Genomic DNA, 21,706 nt, shown 5'->3' on the forward strand with positions numbered 1-21,706 from the left:
CACCTGTTTCTGTGTTAACGTATTTATCGCCGTCTTTACCTTCTGTAGTTGGGTTGACTTTGCCGTTCAAGACGTCTTTTCCGTCGCGGCCATCACGTCCTGCTGGTCCTTGCGCTCCATCACGTCCGTCGCGTCCCGCTGGTCCTGGTACACCTTCACGTCCGTCGCGTCCTGCTGGTCCTTGCGCTCCATCACGTCCCGCTGGTCCTTGAAGACCTTGGGCACCTTGATCTCCCTTAGGTCCTTGTGGTCCTGCAACTCCGGCTTCACCTTTTAGACCTTGAGGTCCACGAATGTTACCAATTTGGTTCCAGTTTTCACCTTCTTTTTTGTAAACATCACCTGTAGTTGCATCGATATAAGTGTCACCATCTTTACCATCATTTGATGTTGGTGGTTTAGGTCCACTTAATAGTTCAGCACCATTACGTCCGGCTGCACCTGCTGCACCATTGGCACCGTCTGTACCATTATAAATTGGTTGTTTAGCAATTAATTCATCTATACCTTCATCGTATCGACCATTACCATTGTTATCAAAGTACGCTGTAATAAGAGTACCTTCTCTTGGTTTTTCTGCTGGTGCTGTAGATGGGGCGTCTGCTAAAGCTCTTCTTACTCTTCCGCTTCTTTGATTGTTTAATCTTGCTGCTGCTTCAGCTAAGGCATTTAAGTCAATAGTTGGTGTACGTCCATCTTTACCATCTTTAATGTTAACTGTTACAGGCTCTTCTCCAGGAACTGTAAATGTAATGTCAGTACTATGACCATCTGCTCCACGAGCAGTTGTCACTTTAGGAGTTGCACCCTTGTCACCTTTTTCACCTTTGGCTCCATCTGCAATGACAACTTCTTTTAGTTTTGTATCGCCTGCATCAAATTCGTTGTTATCATTTTGGTCATAATAGAAGATAACGGTCGTTGTTTTATCTGCGTCATTTCGTTGAGTCGCAACTAATGGACTTGCTCCATCGAAACCATCTCTTACAACAGTACTTGTAACATTACCTCTACCGTCGTTAATAGTGATAGTATGAGTGCCGTCATCTTTATTATCTTTAACGGTTACGGTTGGAGTTACACCGTCACGACCTGCCTGACCTTGGTCACCTTTTTCACCTTTAGCTCCAGTTAGACCACGTTCGCCTCGGTCTCCTTTTTCACCTTTAGCTCCAGTTAAACCGCGCTCGCCTTGGTCCCCTTTTTCACCTTTAGCTCCAGTTAGACCGCGTTCGCCTTGGTCTCCTTTTTCACCTTTAGCTCCAGTGAGTCCACGTTCGCCTCGGTCTCCTTTTTCACCTTTAGCTCCAGTTAGACCGCGTTCACCTTGGTCTCCTTTTTCACCTTTAGCTCCAGTTAAACCGCGTTCGCCTTGGTCTCCTTTTTCACCTTTAGCTCCAGTGAGACCACGTTCGCCTTGGTCTCCTTTTTCACCTTTAGCTCCAGTTAAACCGCGTTCACCTTGGTCTCCTTTTTCACCTTTGGCTCCATCTTTAATAGCAATTTTTTGAACAAGTTCGTCTACACCTTCAGTATAAACACCGTTGCCATCGTTATCAAGATAGAAAGTGAGGTTATTTGTATCACCAACTTTATTTTGATCAACACGTGGTTTTACTGTATCGATTAGCTCTTTAGCCACACCAATTTGCATAATACGTGGCTTGGCTTCTTTAGTAACAGAATTACTAATTGGCAATCCTAAAAGTGTTTCGTTACCAAATCGATGGACTTTATAGGTAATTTGACGTTGTCCTTTTTCACCTTCTCGAACTAATCTAGTTTGACCTTCTGGTAACTTACTAGTTGGAAGATAGACAGTTTGGAAGTCAATATCTTCTGAAACAGTCTTGTTATTAGTACCGCCATAAGGGTTTGCATCCAAGTATAGTGGGGTTGCTCTATAATAATAGTTAGAGTTACTATACGGGTCATTACTTGTTGCTGCACTACCTCCACCTTGGTTTACGTTAAAAGTAACTGGTTTCAAACGTACAGACAAGTCACCATTTGGATTAATGATAGGCAAACTAAATCTGATTGTTTGTCTCTCACTTGTTGAAGTAGCAGAAGTCATACTGTATCCTGAGTGAGATACGTAGTTGGCACCCTGGCTAATAGGTTTTGATTGTTCTCTCAATCTTGGGGTTGTGATAGTTGCATTGGAAGGATTTCCAAATCCATCCCCTTTGTCCAAGATAAAGTTATTATTAACAAATTCACCTGGACCAGAATATTCAATTGTGAAATTCAATCTATTACCTTGACGTACTGTTGTTACATCGTAATGGATTGAATTCCCACCACGTGAGTTCCCGTAGCCGCGGAAACTATAACTACGACCAGCTTGACTGATGTCTGAAAACGCAACTGTGTTGCCAGAACCTGAGACGATTGGGTTGGCTGGATTGCTAGAAGCTCTAAAGCCACTATGCCCTTTATCCAAGTCTTCTTTACGGATAGCTGGATTTTGGCGAGCATCAGAAAGGCTCAAACCTGGTTTCAAGATTTCATTAGTAGATGCTGGAACTGAAGTTGTTTCTACTTTAGCAGGTGCATTAGTTGCTAAAACGCTACTATCAACAGCTGAACGATCAGTTGTTGCAGCTGGTTTAGTCTCTTCCTTCGCTTCAACTATATCAGCTTTCTTCGCTACAGGAGTTTCTGATACAGTTCCTTTATCAGTGTTAGAACGAAGTTCTAGCCCAATAATAGCTGATTGAATAGATGACTCTGCTGCTGATAATTCAGCTTCAGTTGCATCTGCTTTCCCAAGCAAACTTTGACCAGCTTGGATACTTGCTTGCAACTTAGCAGCACTTGCTTCTGTATATAACTTACTTTCTAACTTTTTAGCACGCGAAAGAGCTGTTAACAATTTTGACTTGTCAACAGCATCTTGATGACTTGCTTCTTTTTTGTCTTTTGCTTCTTCAACTTTTTCTGCTGGTCTAGTAGCTTCTTCAGTTTTAGCTGGAGTTACTTCTACCGGGTTAGCAACAGTTGGAGCTGCATAAGTTGTTTCTTTTTTAGGTGTAGAAACTTCTGCTGGTTTAGTAGTTTCTTCTACCTTATCAACAGAGACACTATTAGTTGCCTCAGGATATTGTTCCTCCGCTTGTACTGATTGCGTATTGGCAGCAGTTCCCAAGACTAAGGCTGTACCGAGCAAGACACTAGCTGCACCAAAGTGATACTTACGAATAGAGTATCGTTGTTGCATGCTATACCAGTCAAATGATTTCTTATGTGAATGTTTCATTTTAAACTCCTAGATAGTATTTTATAGTTCCTACTCTACAACTATTTAATATATAAATCAATATTATCCAAGGAATTACTATATCGTATTTCTGATTACCATGGTCATTTATTATACTCTCTTTTTTTTGAACTATTTGAACATTTTTTTGATTCTATTTCCCTTGTTTCTTTAGTACAAAAATATGATATAATATTTCAAGGAGGAAAATACCCGTATGAGAAACCTTTTATCTACAAAAGATCAAAGACAATTACGCTTAATGGAAACCCTAATTCAGCATCGTAACTGGATGAAATTACATGAACTTGCCGAAAAGTTAGAATGTACAGAACGAATCTTAAAAAGTGATTTAAATGAATTACGTATTGCCTTTCCATCTATTGACATCCAATCTTCTGTTAACGGAGTCATGATAGATTTAGAAGTTAACACTAGTGTAGAAGATATTTATCAATATTTTCTTGCTAATTCGCAATCTTTTCAATTACTAGAATATCTGTTCTTCAATGAGGGGCTACCTATTTATCGAACGGTAGAAAATCTTCACTCTAGTAATGCAAACCTCTATCGTTTAGGGCGGAATATTACAAAAACTCTGTCAGCTCAATTCCAAATTGAACTATCCTTTACTCCATCCGCGATACGTGGAAATGAAATTGATATTCGCTATTTTTTTGCCCAATACTTCTCTGAGAGATATTATTTCCTAGACTGGCCTTTTCCTGACCTTCCTGAAGAGGAGCTAACAGAATTTGCTGACTTCTTCTATAAGATCACGAATTATCCAATGCGATTTTCAATTTATAGAATGTACAAACTGATGATAGCTATCAGTATTTACCGCATCAAAGATGGTCATTTTATCGACTTACCAAATCATTTCTATGATGAATACTATCCTATTTTGGAAAGTATTCCAAATTTTGAAGAGATACTAGGCTATTTTTCTCAAGTATTTGAACTTGAAATCACTCCAAATATCATTGCACAAATTTTTATTTCCTTTATTCAAAGTAACATTTTCTTAGATCCTCAAGAATTCTTCAACTCTTTAGAAGAGAACAGTGAAGCAAGATACTCTCACCAATTACTGAGTCAAATATTAGAACGCCTATCAAAACAATATAAGATTACTTTTACTAACTACGATGAGCTGATTTGGCATTTACACAACACTGCTTTCTTTGAAAGACAGGAAATCTTTTCTACCCCAATCTTATTTGAACAAAAAGCATTGACGATTAAAAAATTTGAAGTTTACTTCCCAGACTTTATAGGAAGTGCACGTCAAGAACTGGCCCAATATCGTCAGGCAATTGGACAGCATGACCATCCTGAACAGTTGGAACACCTGATGTATACCATCTTAACCCATGCTGAAAACCTCTCTACTCAGTTGTTAGAAAATCGACCACCTATCAAGGTTTTAATTATCAGTAACTTTGACCATGCTATATCCCTTACCTTTGTTGATATGCTTTCCTATTACTGTAATAACCGCTTTACCTTCGATACTTGGGATGAATTGAAAACAAGTCCTGAGATTTTAAATCAGACAGATTACGATATCATCGTGTCTAATTTCTATATTCCAGGGATTACCAAGAAGTTTATTTGTCGAAACCATCTGTCAATCATGGATTTGGTCAATCATCTTAACACCTTGTCAAATGAAATTCATTTATCCAATACTTTATAAACTAAAAAAACTCAGCACGACTTTCCATGCTGGGTTTTCTTCTTTTATCCTTATTTATACTTCCTTAACAAAAACCAATTCTTGTTGATGGGACAGATCTTCTCTGTAAACAAATCCTGCAAAGCTTAAGCGACGAGCTTCCTCCACCGTCTGTACTTGATTTTCTATCAGGGCCGTTAGGAAGGCACCACGCGCTTTCTTAGAAATAGTTGAATGAATCTTCAACTGACCACCTCTGTCCTCCATGAATTTGAAGGTCACCATTTTTTCTCTGATTTCCTTAGAAAATACGGTCTCAAACTCGGATGACAAGAGAGAGAAAATCACTTCTTCCCGCTTCAGAGCTTCATCATAGTCTGCCTTCCAATGGCTCTTCAAAGTCTTACCTGCGACCTTTAATTTCATCAAAAAATCCAAACGGTGAGGAGCCATAGGTGACAAGGCTGGAACGACTCCGTACAAAGCCGAGGTAATGAAGACATGATTTTCAAGATAGGCTTGTTCTACCTCGGTCAATTTGTCTCGCTTGATGTAGCGGTACATAAGCCCATCAAAAAGTTTCAAGGCTGGATAGTATTGAGCAGTTTGTTTTTTTAAAGCTTGGATATTTTGAAATTCTTCCGCAGCTTTCTCGGCTGAAACTTTGTAAAAACTCTCCAATTGACTAACAGAATAGAGAGCCAAGGCATCAAGCACAGGCTGACTTTCTGGTTTTAAAGGAGCAGCTTCAATACTTGGCAAGTCTGTGTTCATTTCTTTTGCTGTTGGGATTAAAATTTTCATATTAATAGTGTAGCATATTTTTTAGCTACTACCAAAAAATTCATCTGAAAAGAGACTGGGAAAAGTCTTAAAAATCATAAAAACGCATAATATCAGGTGTTGAAACCTTGATACTATGCGTTTTATTATGAAAAGATTTACTTCATTTTTTAATGAAATTGAGTTTTTGCCCAACCTCTCCTCTTACTTCACTTTAAAGATCTTGAGATAGTTATCTTTTCCTACTTGACCTTCGAAGGTTTTACCATTTTCAAGGTAAGGGAGTTCATCAGATACAGAGGCCTTAACCTTGTAAATCTTGCCATCAACTTTAAAGAAGTAGACGGTATCTCCCTTGATAACAGCTGATTTGAGGTCTGCTACCACACCCTTGATGCTTTCTGTTGTTGCATTGTCAATCTCAAGGTCGTTTTTATTGGCGTACTTGCTGAGCAATTCTTCCACAGTGGTGGCTACAATAACATTTTGGTACTCGACTGCGTCTACCAGGGCATACTCTTTGACCAAGCCAGCATTGTCCTTCAAGCCCATGATATAGAGAGGTTTGTCATTGAGGTTGATGAGAATTGGGAAGGTTGCCTTGTAGGATTTCTCCTGAACAGCACCTTCGGCTGATTCACGAGCTGACTCTTCGGTCGCAGAAGCCAAGCTATACTTAGTGATTTCTCCTGTTCGCATATTTTCAAGAATGAAACCAAGATTACTTTCATCCGCATTAGCAGAAGTTACACCTGTGTAGAGGTAGATGTCATTGCCTATAGACAAGTAGTTATATCCCTTGGTAGTCTGGGTCACATTTTTCTTGGAAATCAAGGCATTCCAAAAACCGTCCTTGTACTTGCCGTTGTAGTTGATTTGCTCGATGGTTTCCTCAGCTGGATAGACTCTGTCCACCCATTCTGGAACATCAGCCAAACTGTATTCCTGACTTTCTCCATTGGTAGCATCTAAGATAATAACAGAAGCCGGACGAGGCACTGCTAAGCCAAATTTTTTTTGATAGACGGTTGCAACATAGAAAGGATGACCCTCATCATCTACTTCAAAAGAAGGTGTTTTGAAGATTTTGGTTGGGTACTTAAAGCGCAGGTGACGCTTGACATCACGGTTAAAATACTCCGAGTCTGAATATTTGATTGGTGTCTTCAAGTCCACCAAGTTAGCATTTCCAGTTACCATGTCCACCTTGATATACTCTCCTATTCCCTTAGCTTGATTGTTAAACCACTTGATAGGATCAGCATACTCCAAAGGGGTTACCCTATAGGGCTTGCCACCAATAGTTAACTGAGTATAAGTATCTGCTGCTACGTATTGGGACACTTTATCTGTAAGTGATCCCAGATAGCGATCGCCAATTTTTTCAGCAGTACTTCTATCTAGAATAGGAACCTTACTGGTATCACTCTTAGGAAATTCCGTAAACTCTTTTTCCGTAACCGTAACTACATTGGCATAATTTTTAGCTTGAAAAATGCTGGAAGTCACCAAGGAAATCAAAGCTGCCAAGAGAAAAATTCCTCCAATAGAAGCTAAAAGAACTTTCCCTAACCGATTGATTTTGAAATCCTCTAGATTTAAGACGGCTTCCGCCTTGCCGTGGCGCACATGAACCGTTTTAACCAGATTTATTCCCTTGCCAAAGCCAAATAAGATTGCCACAACCAGCAAATGCCCACATAGGAAAAAGAGAAATTCCCAGCTGGTCAGGTTAAGAGGCGGTAAAAAGATATACCAGGTCGTTGCGATAAAAATAAGTTCAAAGACTATTCGTTTCATTTGCTTTCCTCCTATATGATACGTCCATCCAAGTGATCCAGTTCATGCTGGCAAATCTGAGCTGGGAAGCCTGTCAAGGTAATGGTCTGTTCCTGCCACTTGCTATCACGATAAGCAACCCTTATGGTTTCATAACGCTTAGTAGGTCTCACACCTATCAAGGACAAACAGCCTTCCTCTGTCTCATAAGCTCCTTCAGAGGACAGGAGCACTGGGTTAAACATGACCATGGGAACCATGCCCAGATTAAAGATAATCACGCACTTCTGCACCCCAATCATATTGGCAGCCAGACCAACACAGATCTCACGATTAGCCAGCAGGGTATCCTGCAAATCTCTGGCAAGATACAGATCCTCCTGACTTGCCGGCTGAGATACTTGAGATAAAAACAAAATATCCTTCACAATTTTCTTTTCCACTTCCTCACCCTCCTCTTAATCTTTACTATATTATAGCAATTATAGCACAAAAGCCGATAACTGCAAGCCCTTTCCCTCAACTGTAACAAAAAGCCATCCGAGGATGACTTTCATACATTTCTTTAAATCGCATTCTTATCAAAGCCGAGTTTTCGTTGCATAAACTTGACAATTTCTACAATAAGAATCATTGAGAAACTTCCTGCCATAACAATTGCCCATTGAGACAAGTCTAGTTTGGTTACGTGGAAGATACCTTCAAGAGGCTCTACAACAATAGTTGCCATAAGAAGAATGAAGGATACTAGGATAGACCAGTTGAAGGTCTTAGACTTGAACGGACCAACTGTCAAGATGGATTGGTAGACAGATTTAACATTGTAGGCATGGAATAGCTGAATCAAACCAAGGGTTGCAAAGGCCATAGTAAGAGCATCTGCGTGAATGGCATGATTGTCACCCACATGTACTGGGTAAGCAATCGCAAGACCATAAACACTCATAACAAGAGCTGCTTGGAGTACACCTTGATAGATGATAGAACTGAAAACACCACCTGAGAAGAAGCTTGCCTTGCGTCCACGTGGTTTATGGGTCATAACACCTGGCTCCGCAGGTTCAACACCTAGAGCGATAGCTGGGAAGGTATCGGTTACCAAGTTGATCCACAAGAGATGAACTGGCTGCAAGACATCCCAACCAAACAAGGTTGATAGGAAGATAGTTAGTACTTCAGCAGTATTGGCAGAAAGAAGATATTGAATAGTCTTTTGAATGTTTGAGAAGACCTTACGTCCTTCTTCCACTGCGACGATGATAGTCGCAAAGTTGTCGTCAGCAAGAATCATGTCTGAAGCCCCTTTAGAAACCTCTGTACCTGTGATGCCCATACCGATACCGATATCGGCTGTTTTCAGAGCTGGAGCGTCATTAACACCGTCACCTGTCATGGCAACGACCTTACCTTGTTTTTGCCAGGCCTTGACGATACGAACCTTGTGTTCTGGAGACACACGGGCATAAACAGAGTATTGACCAACTACTTTTTCAAAGTCTTCATCTGACAGTTCGTTGAGTTCAGCACCTGTCAAAACGTGGCCTTCTGTATCGTTTGCGTCAATGATTCCCAAACGTTTGGCAATCGCTTCTGCAGTGTCTTGGTGGTCACCTGTAATCATGATTGGACGGATTCCAGCTTCCTTGGCTACACGAACAGCCTCAGCAGCTTCAGGACGTTCCGGGTCAATCATCCCAATCAAACCAGTGAAGATTAAATCATTTTCAAGTTCTTCAGAAGTGAGATTTTCTGGAATGCTATCGATAATCTTATAAGCTCCTGCAAGGACACGCAAGGCTTGGTGGGCCATTTCAGAGTTGTTTGTCTGAATGAGGTTTGTAACCTTCTCATCAATGGGAGCAATATCCCCAGCCTTATCACGAAGAACACAACGTTTCAAAAGTTGGTCTGGAGCACCCTTGACCGCTACAAGGAAACGACCATCTGGCAATGGGTGAACCGTTGACATGAGCTTACGGTCAGAGTCAAATGGCAATTCAGCTACACGAGGATATTTGTCTAAAAATCCTTTAACATCATAGCCCTTGTCCAAGGCATACTGGATGAAGGCTGTTTCGGTTGGGTCACCAATCAGGTTTCCTTCCACATCGATTTTCGTATCGTTTGCCAAGACAACTGAACGAAGTAGGGGCATTTCAAGACCCAGTTCAATGTCATCAGCTGAGTCATGTAGGACAGCATCGTAGAAGACTTTTTCAACTGTCATCTTGTTCATAGTTAGCGTACCAGTTTTATCAGAAGCGATGATTTCAGTTGAACCAAGTGTTTCTACTGCTGGCAACTTACGAACGATTGAGTTTCGTTTGGCCAAAACTTGAGTACCAAGGGCAAGAACGATGGTCACGATAGCAGGAAGTCCTTCTGGGATGGCTGCAACAGCAAGCGCAACAGAGGTCATCAACTCACCAAGTGGATTTTTACCTTGAATGAAGACTCCAACAACAAAAGTAACAAGGGCAATGACCAAGATAGCATAGGTCAAAACCTTAGAAAGGTTGTTCAAGTTTTGTTTTAGTGGCGTATCTGTCTCATCAGCATCTTGGAGCATGCCAGCGATATGACCCACTTCAGTATACATACCTGTATTGACAACAACACCAAGACCACGACCGTAGGTCACGTTTGAGTTTTGGAAGGCCATATTGACACGGTCACCAATACCAGCATCTGCAGCGAGTTCTACAGTCAAATCTTTTTCAACTGGAACAGACTCACCTGTCAATGCTGCTTCTTCGATTTTAAGAGAATTAGCTTCTAGCAAACGTAGGTCTGCTGGTACGACGTCACCAGCTTCGAGGGCGACGATATCACCTGGCACCAATTCTTTGGAATCAATCTCAGTCATGTGTCCATCACGAATAACGCGAGCAGCTGGACTAGACATAGACTTGAGGGCTTCGATGGCTTCTTCTGCTTTTCCTTCTTGGTAAACACCAAAGGCAGCGTTAATGATAACCACGGCTAAAATGATAATGGCATCTGCGATATCTTCCCCACCAGAAGTCACAACTGACAAGATTGCTGCCGCAACTAGTATGATAATCATTAAATCCTTAAATTGCTCGATAAATTTGACCAGGATTGATCGTTTCTCGCCTTCTTCGAGTTCATTGTGGCCAAATTCTGCAAGGCGCTTTTCCGCCTCACTTGATGACAAACCTTGCTCGGTCGCATCTACAGCATTCAAGACCTCTTCAGGACTCTGAGTGTAAAACGCTTGGCGTTTTTGTTCTTTTGACATGTGTCTCCTCCTTGACATTGTGTGCAAAACAGACTCTCTTTTCCCTCATCGCATCTTTTCACGACAAACAAAAAGAGACCTGTTAATCATAACAAGTCTCGCTGTTTAAGATAGTGCCGGAAAGCATACTTTTCAGTATAAAATTCGGAATGACGACACTATCACAGGTTTCTGCCAGCTACTCCCTTGAGTAGTACTATTATACCAAATTTTGAAAAGTTTTCAAAGAGTAAAAACTGCCTTATTTGAATTTTCCCTTGAAAACCAGTATAATGGTAGAATGCTATGTGACTAGAAAGGAAGTTGAATGAAGCAATCTATCTCAAACCTCAAGTTAGCTGAGCGTGGGGCCATTATCAGTATTTCGACCTACCTGCTCTTGTCTACGGCCAAATTGGCAACTGGTCATCTTCTTCATTCATCCAGTTTGGTAGCTGATGGTTTTAACAACGTCTCGGACATCATTGGAAATGTGGCCCTCTTGATAGGGATTCGGATGGCGCGCCAGCCTGCAGACCGTGACCACCGTTTTGGCCACTGGAAGATTGAGGATTTGGCAAGCTTAATCACTTCCATCATCATGTTTTATGTCGGTTTCGATGTACTTCGGGATACCATTCAAAAAATTCTCAGTCATGAAGAAACGGTCATTGACCCTCTTGGTGCAACCCTAGGAATCATTTCTGCAGCGATTATGTTTCTAGTTTATCTCTACAATACTCGCCTCAGTAAGAAATCCAACTCCAAAGCACTGAGGGCTGCCGCCAAGGACAATCTTTCTGATGCTCTTACCTCACTTGGTACTACTATTGCCATCCTAGCTAGCAGTTTCAATTATCCCATTGTGGATAAACTGGTTGCCATTATCATCACTTTCTTTATCTTGAAGACTGCCTATGATATCTTTATCGAGTCTTCCTTTAGTCTTTCAGATGGCTTTGACGACCGTCTGCTTGAGGACTATCAAAAGGCCATTATGGAAATTCCCAAAATTAGCAAGGTTAAATCTCAAAGAGGTCGCACCTACGGTAGCAACATTTACCTTGATATTACGCTAGAAATGAATCCTGACTTGTCTGTTTTTGAGAGTCATGAAATCGCGGATCAAGTCGAGTCTATGCTGGAGGAACGTTTTGGAGTCTTTGATACCGATGTCCATATCGAGCCAGCACCTATCCCTGAGGACGAAATTTTAGACAATGTCTATAAAAAATTGCTGATGCGCGAGCAATTGATTGATCAGGGAAATCAACTGGAAGAACTCTTGGCTGATGATTTTGTCTATATTCGCCAAGATGGGGAGCAGATGGATAAAGAGGCCTATAAAGCCGAAAAAGACTTGAATTCTGCTATCAAGGATATTCAAATTACTTCCATCAGTCAGAAAACCAAACTCATCTGCTATGAGTTGGACGGAATTGTCCATACCAGTATCTGGCGCCGTCACGAAACTTGGCAAAATATCTTTCATCAAGAAACCAAAAAAGAATAGAGAAATCCTGTCATGAGACGGGATTTTTCTATTCTTCTAGCTATCAAATTCACTTAGATATTCATAGCGTTCGTATTTTTCAAGGAGTGCTTCGTTTTTCTCATCCAATTCTTTTTGAAGAGTCGCTAGCTTACCAAAATCAGAACCATTGGCCTGCATTTCCTCTTCAATCGCAGCGATACGATTTTCCAAGGCTTCAATATCGCTTTCAATACTTGCCCACTCCTGCTTTTCTTGGTAGGTCATGCGTTTCTTGTCTTCACGGACCTTGACCACTTTTTCTTTTTCGGTCTTTTGCACTTGATTGACCATATCTGTTTCAAAGGCTTTTTCATCAAGGTAGTCGGTGTAATGACCAAAGAATGGACGTATCTTGCCATCTTCAAATGCGAGAATCTTGGTCGCTACCTTATCCAAGAAATAGCGGTCATGGCTAACTGTCAAGACAGGCCCAGCAAAGCCTTGCAAGAAATTCTCCAAAACTGTCAAGGTCGCAATGTCCAAATCATTTGTCGGCTCATCCAAGAGAAGAACATTTGGTTTTTCCAAGAGCAATTTGAGGAGATAAAGACGCTTTTTCTCTCCACCAGACAATTTCTCAATCAAGGTTCCATGCGTTGAACGTGGGAAAAGAAACTGCTCCAGTAACTCAGCAATGGAAGTCGTAGAACCACCGCTGGTCTTGACTTCTTCTGCCACTTCCTGCAGGTAATTGATCACTCGCTTGCTTTCATCCAATCCCTCAATTTGCTGAGAGAAATAGGCGATGCGAACAGTTTCCCCAATCACAACTTGTCCTTCAGTTGGCTCAAGACTTCCTGCAATCAGATTGAGCAGAGTTGATTTCCCAACACCGTTATCCCCAACGATTCCGATACGATCTTTGGCCTGCACCAAGAGATTAAAATCTTGCAAAATAGGATTATTTTCATAGGCAAAGGAAACATCCTGAAACTCGATGACTTTCTTCCCAATCCGACTGGTTTCAAAGTTCATGGTCAAGTCTGTCTCAGCAACGCCGCCTGAAACTTCCTTTTTCAGGTCGTGGAAACGATTGATACGAGCCTGTTGCTTGGTCGCACGCGCCTGCGGTTGTCTACGCATCCAAGCCAATTCTTGCTTATAGAGTTGTTCTTTTTTGTGAAGAAGAGCCGCGTCGCGCTCACCCTGTTCAGCCTTAAGGCGAACATAGTCCTGATAATTCCCCTGATACTCTGTCAAACCTGCTCGATCCAACTCGAAAATACGTGTTGACAGTGCATCTAGGAAATAGCGATCGTGGGTGATAAAAAGGACGGTCTTCTTGGAATTTTTTAAAAAGAGGGTCAGCCACTCGATGGTCGCAATGTCCAGATGGTTGGTCGGCTCGTCCAGCAGCAAGAGGTCGTGATTACCAAGAAGAACTTGCGCCAACTGGACCCGTCTTCTTAGACCACCTGACAATTCCCCAACAGGAGTAGATAAGTCCTGAATCCCCAGCTTGCTAAGAACCGTCTTGACCTGACTCTCAATTTCCCAAGCTTGGAGAGAGTCCATTTCTGCCATGACACGTTCCAAACGTGCCTGCTTGTCCTCACTATAGTTGAGCATGATCAATTCGTACTCACGAATGAGCTGGATTTCCTTGAGGTCGCTGGAGAGGACCGTATCCAAAACTGTCTTGCTATCATCAAAATCAGGGTCCTGAGTCAAGTAACCAATCTGGTAATCATTTTTAGCTGAAAAAGGACTGACATCCCCATCAAAGCCAGAAACACCAGAAAGAACATCTAAAAGGGTGGTCTTCCCCGTTCCATTGACACCAATCAGACCAATTCTGTCTAGGTCATGGATAATAAAGGAAATATCCTTAAAAACGGTCTTGTCACCGACGGATTTACTTAGTTTTTCAACGATAAAATCACTCATTTTTTCTCCCTCAGATAAGCATGGATGGCTTGACGGTCATTTTCCAATTCTCCATCGACAATGGCATACTCAATCTCTGTTAAAATCTCTCCTAAGTCAGGTCCTGGGTGATAGCCATATTCCTTGATCAAAATACCACCATTAATCTGAATTTCTTTCTTGTCATGAATGGTCAAGCTCTGATAGGTTTCTGTGATTGCTTGTGGATTGACTTCTTTTCCTTGGGCCTGACGAAGATTTTCAGCCTGTAAAAGTAAATCCAAGTCAAAGCGGTAACAATCGCGCTTGCTCAATTCTCCCTTTTCACGCAAGGCCAAAATAGTCAGCAAATCTTGTACATGCTTAGCAAACTGGCGTGAGGTCTTCCAAGCCTTCAAAAATGGCTGCGCATTTTCAATCTCCAAAGCCCACAGTAGAGCCGCCCAGGCTTGCTCTGAAGATTCAAAGGTGAAATCAGTCTCCAAATCAAACAGTCTATTGAGCTTGTCCTGGCTAGCTGCCATATCAGGGAGATAGTCATAAGCTTGACTCTCAATCATGGAAGCCAAGCCCCTTCTCCAAAATGGAGCCAGCAAGAGTTTATCAAATTCAACGAAGGTACGCTCCACAGAAATTTTCTCCAAAAGTGGCGTCAAGGTCTTCATTGCTTTAAAGGTTTCTGGCTCAAGTTCAAAGCCAAGACTGGCCTGAAAACGGAAGCCACGCATAATCCGCAAAGCATCTTCGTTGAAACGCTCACTAGGCTCCCCAACTGCTCGCAAGACTTGATTTTCCAAATCTTCTAAACCATGGAACAAGTCAATGATTTCCCCTGTCTCGTCCAAGGCAAAGGCGTTGACTGTGAAATCACGGCGTTTGAGGTCTTCTTCTAGCGAGCGAACAAAGGAAACCGCACTAGGTCTGCGATAGTCAACATAGACATCTTCTGTCCGAAAAGTAGTCACCTCATACTCCTCGTCCCCATCTAAGACCAAGACAGTTCCATGCTCGATTCCGATATCGGCTGTTCGCGGAAAAATCTGCTTGGTCTCTTCTGGATAAGAAGAAGTCGCGATATCCACATCATGGATGGGACGATTGAGGAGGGCATCTCGAACAGATCCCCCAACAAAATAGGCTTCAAAGCCTGCTTCTTTAATTTTTTCTAATACTGGTAAAGCCTTCTGAAATTCAGAAGGCATTTGCGTTAATCTCATAATAAGTGTTCTAATCCATAGACAAGCTCATGACGCTTGACAACTTCTTTAATTCCCAAATTCACCCCTGTCATGAAGGAGCTACGATCATAGGAGTCATGACGGAGTGTCAATCCTTCTCCTTGATTGCCAAAGATGACTTCCTGATGAGCTACCAAGCCTGGCAAACGAACTGAGTGGATCCGCATGCCATCAAAGTCAGCACCACGGGCACCTGCAATCAGCTCTTCTTCATCAGGAGCACCTTGCTGGGTTGACTCTCGAACTTCTGCCATTAACTCAGCTGTTTTAATAGCTGTTCCACTCGGAGCATCCTTTTTCTTGTCATGATGTAACTCAATAATCTCCACATTTGGGAAATATTTAGCAGCCTGCCTTGCAAATTGCATGAGTAAAACAGCACCTAAGGCAAAGTTAGGAGCGATCAAGCCACCCAAATCTTGGGCACGAGAAAATGATTTTAGCTCTACAATTTCTTCACTCGTGAAACCTGTTGTTCCAACTACTGGAGCAAAGCCATTTTCAAGAGCAAAGCGTGTATTTTCATAGGCAACAGCTGGAGTTGTAAAATCTACCCAAACATCCGCTTTAAAGCCTGCTAAATCAGTCTTATTCTTGAAAACAGGAATTCCTTGCCATTCTGACTCAGACTCAAAAGGATCCAAAACTGCTACCAAGTCCAAGTCTGGATCAGCCAAGACCATCTGACAAGCAGCCTGGCCCATCTTTCCCTTAAAACCAGCAATAATTACTCGAATACTCATCTCTACTCCTGACTAAGATACAAAGGACGTTAGCTGCCCATGAAAAATAAGGAATAGCGCTGACTTTCCATGAAAGGCAAGACAGGTATCTTTTTTCAAGAGGCAGGTAGTCCGTGTTCAATTTCTATGATATAAGATTTCTTAACTAGCCTAGAAACGCCAACTAAATCACTGGAATATAACCTAGAGCAATACTTCCTGCTCCTAGGTGGGTCCCAATGACACTACCAAATGTAGCAAGTGAAATATCCGTACCCACTCCAGATTCAAGTAAGTGCTGACGCAATTCTTCAGCCTTCTCAGGAGCATTTCCGTGAATGACAATGATACGGTATTGGCCTGAAGCTGTGGCATCCTTGATAATCTCAATTAAACGCTTGGTTGCTTTCTTTTCAGTACGAACTTTTTCGTACACTTCAATCACACCTTGGTCGTTGAAATAAAGGATTGGCTTAATGCTTAGCAGATTGCCCAAAATCGCAGCTCCATTTGAAAGGCGTCCCCCTTTCACCAAGTGGTCCAAGTCATCCACCATGATGAAAGCAGATGTGTGACTAATTTGAATAGCTAGCTTATCCTGAATGATGGCAAAGTCATCGCCCTGGTCTCGCCAGTTAAAGACACTTTCAACCATGATACCCAGAGGAGCACTTGTAATCAAAGTGTCTGGGAAGGCAATGGTTAAGCCCTCATAATCATCGACCATGTACTGGATATTTTGGTAAAAACCTGAAATTCCAGAAGATAGAAAAAGCCCCAAAGCATGTGTATAACCTTGTTCTTTGAGCGAAGTTAAGATTTCATCTAACTTTGCAATACTTGGTTGACTGGTCTTAGGCAATTCAGAATCCTGAGCCATTTTTTGGTAAAATTCCTCAGCAGTCAGATTAACACCTTCAACATACTCCTCACCATCAATATTGACAGGAATATCCAAGACATACAAATCTTCTCTTTGCAAGGTCTCTGCACTGAGATAGGCAGAGGAATCTGTGATAACAGCTAATTTCATATTAGAACTCCAAATTGATTCCTGGTAAGTCTAATGCAATTTCAGTTACTTCGTAAGTCAAACGGTTGAGCATGTTCAAACATGGACGAGCCAAAGTTTCAACTTCCTCTTGATTAAACTCACTTGGTTCATTGACAATACGACCTTCCACATGGTTAACTTGGGAAATCGTTCCACTGATAACAAATTTGTCAAAGACAATCATAAAACTTAAGACAACCACTAAAGATGTCACTTGATTTTCTTGGTCATGTTGGAGTAATTGGAAGTTCACATCCACCTTAGTTTCAGGAGTTCCATTTTCATTTTCCCATTCAAAATTACGCGCATCAAAATGATACTGACTGACAAATTCTTGTTCACGTTTAAGATTCATGTCTTTCTCCCTCGGCTACAATATTATAAGCTATTGTACCATAATTTTTTATTTTCATCTAGTTTTCTAGGATTTAGTCAATCCCAATTTCAGCTCGAACTACGTCTGCGATAGTATCAACATAGTAGTCTACTTCTTCTGTTGTAGGCGCTTCTGCCATAACACGCAAGAGGGGCTCTGTTCCACTTGGGCGAACAAGGATACGGCCATTCCCTGCCATTTCTTCTTCCATCTTCTCGATGATAGCCTTAATAGCTGGCACTTCCATAGCCTTTTCCTTCATGGCATTTTCCACTCGGATATTGACTAATTTTTGTGGATAGATGGTTACTTCTGCTGCCAAGTCTGACAAACTCTTACCAGTTTCCTTCATAATTTTAGTCAATTGGACGGCAGACAATTGACCATCACCTGTGGTATTGTAATCCATCAAGATGACGTGACCAGACTGTTCACCACCGAGGTTGTAGCCTGATTTTCTCATTTCTTCAACAACGTAGCGGTCGCCAACTGCAGTGACTGCCTTGTTAATGCCTTCACGATCCAAGGCCTTGTGGAAGCCAAGGTTGGACATAACAGTTGTCACAATTGTATTTTGCGCCAATTGTCCTTTTTCAGAAAGGTATTTCCCGATGATGTACATGATTTTATCACCATCAACGATCTCACCATTCTCATCAACAGCAATCAAACGGTCACTGTCTCCGTCAAAGGCCAAACCAATAGCTGAGCCGCTTTCTTTGACCACATCTTGAAGAGCTTCTGGGTGAGTTGAACCAACATTAAGGTTGATGTTAAGACCATCTGGTGTTTCCCCGATAACAGTTAATTGAGCACCAAGGTCTGCAAAGATTTGACGGGCACTTGTAGACGCCGCACCGTTTGCTGTGTCCAAGGCAACCTTCATTCCATCAAGAGGAGTTCCAGTTGAAACAAGGTATCCTTCATACTTACGCAAGCCTTCTGGATAATCTACTAAGGTTCCCAAGCCTTCTGCACTTGGACGAGGAAGAGTATCTTCCGTAGCGTCTAGCAAGGCTTCAATTTCTGCTTCTTTTTCATCGTCTAGTTTGAAGCCATCACCGCCAAAGAACTTAATTCCGTTATCAAGGGCTGGGTTGTGGCTAGCAGAAATCATGACACCGGCACTTGCCCCTTCAGTTTTAACCAAGTAAGCTACTGCTGGTGTTGCCAAAACGCCTAGTTTATATACGTGAATCCCCACAGACAGTAGACCTGCCACCAAGGCCGATTCTAGCATTTCTCCTGAAATACGTGTGTCACGCCCTACAAAGACTTTCGGTGCTTCCGTTTCATGTTGGCTAAGAACATAGCCTCCAAAACGTCCCAACTTAAAGGCCAATTCTGGCGTTAGTTCTACGTTAGCTTCTCCACGGACTCCATCAGTCCCAAAATATTTACCCATTTTTATAAAATCCTTTTTCTATTTTTAATTCGTTTTTGAACTAGTTGCTTTCGTTGACGAAGACGTCTCCGACGAACTACTTGTAGTTGAATTTGATGTGCTTGAACTTGGTGCTACTGGTTTTGTAGTGACCTTCATTGTTGTGTCGAACGGAGTAATAACTGCCGGTAAGACAACACCATTACGGTCGATTGCCTGCAAAGGTACTGAACCACTGTAGTTACCTGTTATGCGTTCGCTGGTTGGTAAAAGCGCAATAATACGATCAATTTTAGCTAGTGTTTCTTGGTCAGTTGTGACAGAAACTCGTTCGTTTGACACGGTTACACTATCAATTTGTAGCTTGGGATCAATCTGGCTTTGGTCAACTTGTGGCACAACAATCATCCCATCTCGCTTAACCTTCTTCCCAACTTTCACTGTGATCTTTTGTGGCGTTGCCACAGCGGTCAATCCGCTTGGAAGATTTTCAATATTCAAGGGAACTTCAATCGTTCCAACACTGACATCCGTCAAATCCGCTGTGACCTTAAACTTACGAGTACTTTCCTGCATTTCGCTGGCCAAGGTCACACGATTGGCACCTGTCAGCACAACTGAAACCTCTGATGCAAATCCGCTAATGAAATACTGGTCATCATCATAGTGAATATCGATAGGAACGTTCGTTATCGTATTGGTGTAGGTTTCTGATTTGACCTGCCTTGCAGTATTGCTATTTTGAAAGTTGGTTGACGTTGCATAGATAAATAAGATACAAGCAAAAAAAAGAGATGAAATGATATATAGACTATTTTTTCTCATATTTCCAACCTCCTAGCAAACGGTCCTTGAAACTGACTTTTTCCTCAACAGCTGGCAAAAGAATTGCTCGTAGCTCTGCTTCAAATTCTTCAATCGTCAAGTCGTGCTTGAAAACACCGTTATAGGTAATAGAAATGCCACCTGTTTCCTCTGAGACGATGAAGGTCAAGGCATCGGATACTTCTGACAAACCGATAGCTGCCCGGTGTCTGGTTCCAAATTCCTTGGAAATCCCTGTGCTTTCTGTCAAGGGCAGATAGGCAGAAGTTACCGCAATCCGATTTTCTCTGATAATCACAGCACCGTCATGTAGAGGAGTGTTGGGGATAAAGATATTAATAAGGAGTTCAGCTGAAATATTGGCATCCAAAGGAATCCCTGTCGCAATGTATTCTTGCAAGGTCCGAACTCGTTGGATGGCAACCAGAGCACCAATCTTACGAGGACTCATATATTCAACCGACTTGACAAAGGCACGGATCATTTGCTCCTCTGCACTAATTTGAGCAGTAGAAAAGAAATCTGTCGCCCTTCCCAAACGTTCCAAACCAGTCCGAATCTCTGGAGAGAAGATAACAACCGCAGCAATAACCCCATAGGTGATAATTTGATTAATCAACCAAGAAATCGTTGTTAAACCAAGGATATTGGCCACAACCTGGGCTAATACAAAGATCACGACCCCACGCACCAAAATCATAATCTTGGTGCCAGCTATCGCTTTTGTAAAACGATATAAAATATAGGCCACAATCAAAATATCAAACAGATTGATAGCAATACTCCAAGGACTAGAAAACAAGCTAGTCCAATATTGCAGGTTGGATAATTGTTGAAAGTTCATCTGCTGTCTCCTCTCTGTCCAAACACGTTCCTTTCTATTATACCATTTTTCTGACATTTTTTTCCCTATCCTACTTCATTTTAAATTAAAGAAAAAATATGATAAAATAAACTGACTAGAAAAAACAAAGGAGAAACCATGTCTCAACTCTATGATATTACCATTGTAGGTGGTGGTCCCGTCGGACTTTTTGCAGCCTTCTATGCCCACCTACGCCAAGCCAAGGTCCAAATCATCGACTCCCTTCCACAACTAGGTGGACAACCTGCTATTCTCTATCCTGAAAAGGAAATCCTCGACGTTCCAGGTTTCCCAAACCTGACTGGAGAAGAATTGACCAACCGCTTGATTGAACAACTAAACGGCTTTGATACCCCTATTCATCTCAATGAAACGGTTCTTGAGATTGAAAAACAAGAGGAAGGATTTGTCATCACAACTTCTAAAGGAAGTCACCTGTCTAAAACAGTTATCATCGCTATGGGTGGCGGTGCCTTTAAACCACGTCCGCTGGAACTAGAAGGCGTTGAGGGTTATGAAAATATCCACTACCACGTTTCCAACATCCAGCAATATGCTGGTAAGAAAGTGACGATTCTGGGTGGTGGGGACTCAGCTGTTGATTGGGCTTTGGCTTTTGAAAAAATTGCGCCAACTACCCTTGTTCACCGCAGAGATAATTTCCGCGCCTTGGAACACAGTGTCCAAGCCTTACAGGAATCATCTGTGACCATCAAGACACCATTCGTCCCTAGCCAACTCCTTGGAGATGGAAAAACGCTCGATAAACTTGAAATCACAAAAGTCAAATCTGATGAAGCAGAAACTATTGACTTAGAACACCTCTTTGTCAACTATGGTTTCAAATCTTCTGTCGGTAACCTTAAAAACTGGGGTCTGGACCTCAACCGCCACAAGATTATCGTCAACAGCAAACAGGAATCCAGCCAAGCAGGTATCTATGCTATCGGTGACTGTTGCTATTATGACGGAAAAATTGATCTGATTGCGACAGGCCTCGGAGAAGCACCAACCGCTGTCAACAATGCCATCAACTACATTGACCCAGAGCAAAAAGTACAACCAAAACACTCTACTAGTTTATAATAAAAGAACC

General features: G+C 41.9%; 16 protein-coding genes. 3 read left to right on the forward strand and 13 right to left on the reverse strand.

Annotated features, from left to right (window positions below; translation table 11 throughout):
• Nucleotides 1–3,262: G5 domain-containing protein (locus FBF73_RS08790; protein ID WP_136937581.1), on the reverse strand; the 3,262-nt coding region annotated here is incomplete at its 3' end.
• Between the two features lie 217 nt (nt 3,263–3,479).
• Between FBF73_RS08790 and FBF73_RS08795 the strand changes: the two genes are divergently transcribed.
• Nucleotides 3,480–4,964 (forward strand): M protein trans-acting positive regulator PRD domain-containing protein, encoded by a 1,485-nt coding sequence (locus FBF73_RS08795; RefSeq protein WP_136937582.1) that lies wholly within the window; start codon nt 3,480–3,482, stop codon nt 4,962–4,964.
• Between the two features lie 54 nt (nt 4,965–5,018).
• On the opposite strand, the gene yaaA is transcribed toward FBF73_RS08795, so the two are convergent.
• The 4 genes from yaaA to FBF73_RS08815 all read right to left on the reverse strand — a co-directional run bounded on the left by yaaA (nt 5,019) and on the right by FBF73_RS08815 (nt 10,767).
• Nucleotides 5,019–5,747: a peroxide stress protein YaaA gene (gene yaaA, locus FBF73_RS08800; RefSeq protein ID WP_136937583.1), complete on the reverse strand. Its 729-nt coding sequence runs from the start codon at nt 5,745–5,747 to the stop codon at nt 5,019–5,021.
• Nucleotides 5,748–5,930: 183 nt separating this feature from the next.
• The gene (locus tag FBF73_RS08805; protein ID WP_136937584.1) at nt 5,931–7,526 is read right to left on the reverse strand and encodes a hypothetical protein; all 1,596 of its coding nucleotides are present in this window, start codon (nt 7,524–7,526) and stop codon (nt 5,931–5,933) included.
• Nucleotides 7,527–7,537: 11 nt separating this feature from the next.
• Nucleotides 7,538–7,948 carry a peptide deformylase gene (locus FBF73_RS08810; protein ID WP_136937585.1) on the reverse strand — a complete coding sequence of 137 codons (411 nt, stop codon included), beginning with the start codon at nt 7,946–7,948 and terminating at the stop codon, nt 7,538–7,540.
• Between the two features lie 122 nt (nt 7,949–8,070).
• A complete protein-coding gene (locus FBF73_RS08815) occupies nt 8,071–10,767 on the reverse strand; it encodes a cation-translocating P-type ATPase (RefSeq protein WP_136937586.1) in 2,697 nt (898 codons plus the stop codon).
• A gap of 307 nt (nt 10,768–11,074) precedes the next feature.
• Here FBF73_RS08815 and mntE point away from each other — a divergent pair, with 307 nt between their 5' ends.
• Nucleotides 11,075–12,259 carry a CDF family manganese efflux transporter MntE gene (mntE, locus tag FBF73_RS08820; protein WP_136937587.1) on the forward strand — a complete coding sequence of 395 codons (1,185 nt, stop codon included), beginning with the start codon at nt 11,075–11,077 and terminating at the stop codon, nt 12,257–12,259.
• A gap of 36 nt (nt 12,260–12,295) precedes the next feature.
• Here mntE and FBF73_RS08825 read toward each other — a convergent pair whose 3' ends face one another.
• The 8 genes from FBF73_RS08825 to cdaA form a co-directional block, all read right to left on the reverse strand.
• Nucleotides 12,296–14,167, reverse strand: coding sequence for an ABC-F family ATP-binding cassette domain-containing protein (locus FBF73_RS08825; RefSeq protein WP_136937588.1), 1,872 nt, complete (start codon nt 14,165–14,167; stop codon nt 12,296–12,298).
• Nucleotides 14,164–15,363 (reverse strand): CCA tRNA nucleotidyltransferase, encoded by a 1,200-nt coding sequence (locus FBF73_RS08830; protein WP_136937589.1) that lies wholly within the window; start codon nt 15,361–15,363, stop codon nt 14,164–14,166. Before FBF73_RS08830 ends, FBF73_RS08825 begins: the two co-directional genes overlap by 4 nt.
• Nucleotides 15,360–16,127, reverse strand: coding sequence for a 4-hydroxy-tetrahydrodipicolinate reductase (gene dapB, locus FBF73_RS08835; RefSeq protein WP_136937590.1), 768 nt, complete (start codon nt 16,125–16,127; stop codon nt 15,360–15,362). Before dapB ends, FBF73_RS08830 begins: the two co-directional genes overlap by 4 nt.
• 163 nt (nt 16,128–16,290) lie before the next feature.
• Nucleotides 16,291–17,139 carry a DegV family protein gene (locus tag FBF73_RS08840; protein WP_136937591.1) on the reverse strand — a complete coding sequence of 283 codons (849 nt, stop codon included), beginning with the start codon at nt 17,137–17,139 and terminating at the stop codon, nt 16,291–16,293.
• 1 nt (nt 17,140) lies between these two features.
• Nucleotides 17,141–17,515 (reverse strand): DUF1149 family protein, encoded by a 375-nt coding sequence (locus FBF73_RS08845; protein ID WP_136937592.1) that lies wholly within the window; start codon nt 17,513–17,515, stop codon nt 17,141–17,143.
• A 73-nt stretch (nt 17,516–17,588) separates the two neighbouring features.
• On the reverse strand, nt 17,589–18,941 hold the full coding sequence (gene glmM, locus FBF73_RS08850; RefSeq protein ID WP_136937593.1) for a phosphoglucosamine mutase: 1,353 nt from the start codon (nt 18,939–18,941) through the stop codon (nt 17,589–17,591).
• Between the two features lie 24 nt (nt 18,942–18,965).
• Nucleotides 18,966–19,745 carry a YbbR-like domain-containing protein gene (locus FBF73_RS08855; protein WP_136937594.1) on the reverse strand — a complete coding sequence of 260 codons (780 nt, stop codon included), beginning with the start codon at nt 19,743–19,745 and terminating at the stop codon, nt 18,966–18,968.
• Nucleotides 19,732–20,589, reverse strand: coding sequence for a diadenylate cyclase CdaA (gene cdaA / locus FBF73_RS08860; RefSeq protein WP_049491656.1), 858 nt, complete (start codon nt 20,587–20,589; stop codon nt 19,732–19,734). Before cdaA ends, FBF73_RS08855 begins: the two co-directional genes overlap by 14 nt.
• A gap of 138 nt (nt 20,590–20,727) precedes the next feature.
• On the opposite strand from cdaA, the gene FBF73_RS08865 reads away from it, so the two are divergent.
• Nucleotides 20,728–21,696 carry an NAD(P)/FAD-dependent oxidoreductase gene (locus FBF73_RS08865; RefSeq protein ID WP_136937595.1) on the forward strand — a complete coding sequence of 323 codons (969 nt, stop codon included), beginning with the start codon at nt 20,728–20,730 and terminating at the stop codon, nt 21,694–21,696.
• Nucleotides 21,697–21,706: the final 10 nt, after the last annotated feature.

Source organism: Streptococcus mitis, assembly GCF_005144795.1.
GTDB lineage: Bacteria > Bacillota > Bacilli > Lactobacillales > Streptococcaceae > Streptococcus > Streptococcus mitis_BB.

Excerpts from the sequence above, each read along its gene's own strand:
- cdaA (WP_049491656.1), bottom strand. The coding sequence starts at position 20,589 with ATGAACTTTCAACAATTATCCAACCTGCAATATTGGACTAGCTTGTTT.
- FBF73_RS08830 (WP_136937589.1), bottom strand. The coding sequence starts at position 15,363 with ATGAGATTAACGCAAATGCCTTCTGAATTTCAGAAGGCTTTACCAGTA.
- glmM (WP_136937593.1), bottom strand. The coding sequence starts at position 18,941 with ATGGGTAAATATTTTGGGACTGATGGAGTCCGTGGAGAAGCTAACGTA.
- FBF73_RS08815 (WP_136937586.1), bottom strand. The coding sequence starts at position 10,767 with ATGTCAAAAGAACAAAAACGCCAAGCGTTTTACACTCAGAGTCCTGAA.
- FBF73_RS08795 (WP_136937582.1), top strand. The coding sequence starts at position 3,480 with ATGAGAAACCTTTTATCTACAAAAGATCAAAGACAATTACGCTTAATG.
- yaaA (WP_136937583.1), bottom strand. The coding sequence starts at position 5,747 with ATGAAAATTTTAATCCCAACAGCAAAAGAAATGAACACAGACTTGCCA.
- FBF73_RS08865 (WP_136937595.1), top strand. The coding sequence starts at position 20,728 with ATGTCTCAACTCTATGATATTACCATTGTAGGTGGTGGTCCCGTCGGA.
- mntE (WP_136937587.1), top strand. The coding sequence starts at position 11,075 with ATGAAGCAATCTATCTCAAACCTCAAGTTAGCTGAGCGTGGGGCCATT.
- FBF73_RS08825 (WP_136937588.1), bottom strand. The coding sequence starts at position 14,167 with ATGAGTGATTTTATCGTTGAAAAACTAAGTAAATCCGTCGGTGACAAG.
- FBF73_RS08845 (WP_136937592.1), bottom strand. The coding sequence starts at position 17,515 with ATGAATCTTAAACGTGAACAAGAATTTGTCAGTCAGTATCATTTTGAT.
- FBF73_RS08840 (WP_136937591.1), bottom strand. The coding sequence starts at position 17,139 with ATGAAATTAGCTGTTATCACAGATTCCTCTGCCTATCTCAGTGCAGAG.
- FBF73_RS08855 (WP_136937594.1), bottom strand. The coding sequence starts at position 19,745 with ATGAGAAAAAATAGTCTATATATCATTTCATCTCTTTTTTTTGCTTGT.
- FBF73_RS08805 (WP_136937584.1), bottom strand. The coding sequence starts at position 7,526 with ATGAAACGAATAGTCTTTGAACTTATTTTTATCGCAACGACCTGGTAT.
- dapB (WP_136937590.1), bottom strand. The coding sequence starts at position 16,127 with ATGAGTATTCGAGTAATTATTGCTGGTTTTAAGGGAAAGATGGGCCAG.